This is a genomic window from Cetobacterium sp. (assembly GCF_977044495.1).
In genome coordinates this window covers 1-2,176 of record NZ_CDRRQU010000096.1, presented here as the reverse complement: position 1 = coordinate 2,176, position 2,176 = coordinate 1, and the positions used below count along the sequence as shown (strand labels likewise).

Here is a 2,176-nt window from a genome sequence, read left to right as displayed (position 1 = left end):
CTTGCAATTCTTTAGCAGTTTTAGGTTGATATTCTGCGAGAAAATCTTGAATAACTTTTTTTCTAGATTCAGAAACAATTCTTTTTCTTGCCATAAAAAAACCTCCTAGATTTTAATGATATTACATTATTAATCTAGAAGGTCTGCAATTATTATTTACACAAAATTATTTATACTCTCTTTAATGCTAACATATCCTCTTTAGATAAAATTTCTCTTTGAATTTCTATCTTTTTCTTTATATAATTAGTTCTAGTTTTTTTCCCTGTTCTTAATCTTCTTTATCATTATCAAAAAGATTAGTCTATAATATTTTTTAACATCTTCTTCTAATGCTGATTTAACAACTCTTAATGCTTTTTCTAAAACTAGATTGTTATACTCCATATGTTAGCACCTCCAGTTGTCTAAAGACTTTTTATTTCTTCTAAAACTAATCCTGTTTTTTCTGATATTATTTCATCTGACAATATTCCTTTTAAAGATTTTGCAATTTCTAACTTCGCTTTTCTTTCTCCCTCTGTTAATCCTCTTTTTAATCCTTTTTCTTCTGCTGATAATAGGGCATTTAATCTATCATTTCTTGCATTTTCACGCATACGATAGTTCTCTGCTTCTTTTGGGTCTCTACTTATTCTCGCAAGTTCCTCTTTAGCTTCTTGTAGTTCTTCAACTTTTCTCTCTAAAGATATTACTTTTTCATTGTTCGGGTCTTCTAAAAATCCTACCCAAACACTTAATAAATCTGATTCATCTATATCTTTCATCTTTGGTATTTCTATAAAATGAAGCTCTAATGTGTCTGTCAATAAATTATTATTACTTACATTTTGAATTAAGTATTTATTATGGAATTTCTCTTCTTCTAGTAAAATAAAATCTAATACATTGATACATATTGTTCTCGGTAAATCTGCGTAAGCACCTTTTCCTGTATATTCACTAATATATGCTTTACTCCAGTAATATAAACTTCTTTTTACCATATTACGTTCATCTGCTCTTTGCATTTCAATATTAATTAATTCACCTGTACTTGTTTTAGCCAGTATATCTAACCTTGAAAAGCTATCTTCGATATACTCCTTAGTTATTTCTGTATTCTTTAACTTAACCTCTATAATTGGTTCTTTAGGCTTGATACAAGCATTTAAAAAAGATATTAATATTCTCGGATGCTTTTCAGAGCCAAAAATATTTTTAAAAACATAATCAACTTTTGGATCAAATAATTGAGTACACATACTACATCACCCCTTAACCTTTATTTTTATTATACCTTGATATTCAAATAATATCAATATATTACTCCTATACTTATACCATTTTCTTATTTAGAAAATGGCATATTCCTTGACTTAACATTAGTGCTAATGTACTACCTATTACTAAAACTCCCATAGCTAGATAAACATCTGTTGGAGTTTTCCCTGGTAATAAAAATGTTCCCAAAAATCCAACGTTTATTAACCCTCTAATTGCTCTAACCATCTTATCTATTAGATAAAATGTTAATATAATAAAAATTGTAAATAACATAAATAGTAATAACCATTTTATAATCTTGTATATATACACTAAAATATTTTTCATTCTCTCCCCCTTTTCAAACTTTATTTTTGTTTCTAAAATACTTTCAATCCATTTTTTAGTTGTCCTAATTCCACTTCCAAATTATTTTCCATCTATAAATTGCTTAAAAAACCCCAGATAATTTTGTTGCTTCCCAAGTATTAATGTCATTATATTTATCCTATATTATAATTCTCTTCATTTTAACCACTCCCTAAATCTCTGTCGTGGGGGCGTAACCCCACGATTGTTTTATGTTTAATTTCTCTAATATTTCGTTTTCAATGTTCTTTTTAATATATATTTTTTCCTTTTGACAGCTTTTGAAAACTATCAATTTTTTGAAAAATTTATAGTAAAAGCAAATGGCAAAAGAAAAAATATATTAAAGAACATGACTAAAATATTAAATTAAATATTTTACATTCGCAGGAGTCTCCCGACAGGGAATTTAAAATTTAAAACAGTAGAATAATTGGAGGTATCTCCAATTATCAGGCTATAAACGAGCAACTGTCTACAGCTTTTTTTTTCGAATTTTTTGATATAATATTTTTAAATAAGGAGGCGATTTAATTTATGATGGGAATTAAAAACGCTGATG

The 2,176-nt window shown here is 27.1% G+C and carries 3 protein-coding genes; all 3 read right to left on the bottom strand.

The features are described 5' to 3' along the window. Positions 1-252: 252 nt before the first annotated feature. The 3 genes from ACWI69_RS12105 to ACWI69_RS12095 all read right to left on the bottom strand — a co-directional run bounded on the left by ACWI69_RS12105 (position 253) and on the right by ACWI69_RS12095 (position 1,593). Complete coding sequence (locus ACWI69_RS12105; protein ID WP_448822087.1) at positions 253-387, bottom strand: hypothetical protein; 135 nt, start codon at positions 385-387, stop codon at positions 253-255. Between the two features lie 20 nt (positions 388-407). Next, a complete protein-coding gene (locus tag ACWI69_RS12100) occupies positions 408-1,244 on the bottom strand; it encodes an Rpn family recombination-promoting nuclease/putative transposase (protein WP_448822086.1) in 837 nt (278 codons plus the stop codon). Between the two features lie 73 nt (positions 1,245-1,317). After that, positions 1,318-1,593: a hypothetical protein gene (locus ACWI69_RS12095; protein ID WP_448822085.1), complete on the bottom strand. Its 276-nt coding sequence runs from the start codon at positions 1,591-1,593 to the stop codon at positions 1,318-1,320. Positions 1,594-2,176: the final 583 nt, after the last annotated feature.

What these genes read in the sequence shown, in the direction of transcription:
- ACWI69_RS12100 (WP_448822086.1), bottom strand. Translation starts at nt 1,244, where the DNA reads ATGTGTACTCAATTATTTGATCCAAAAGTTGATTATGTTTTTAAAAAT.
- ACWI69_RS12095 (WP_448822085.1), bottom strand. Translation starts at nt 1,593, where the DNA reads ATGAAAAATATTTTAGTGTATATATACAAGATTATAAAATGGTTATTA.
- ACWI69_RS12105 (WP_448822087.1), bottom strand. Translation starts at nt 387, where the DNA reads ATGGAGTATAACAATCTAGTTTTAGAAAAAGCATTAAGAGTTGTTAAA.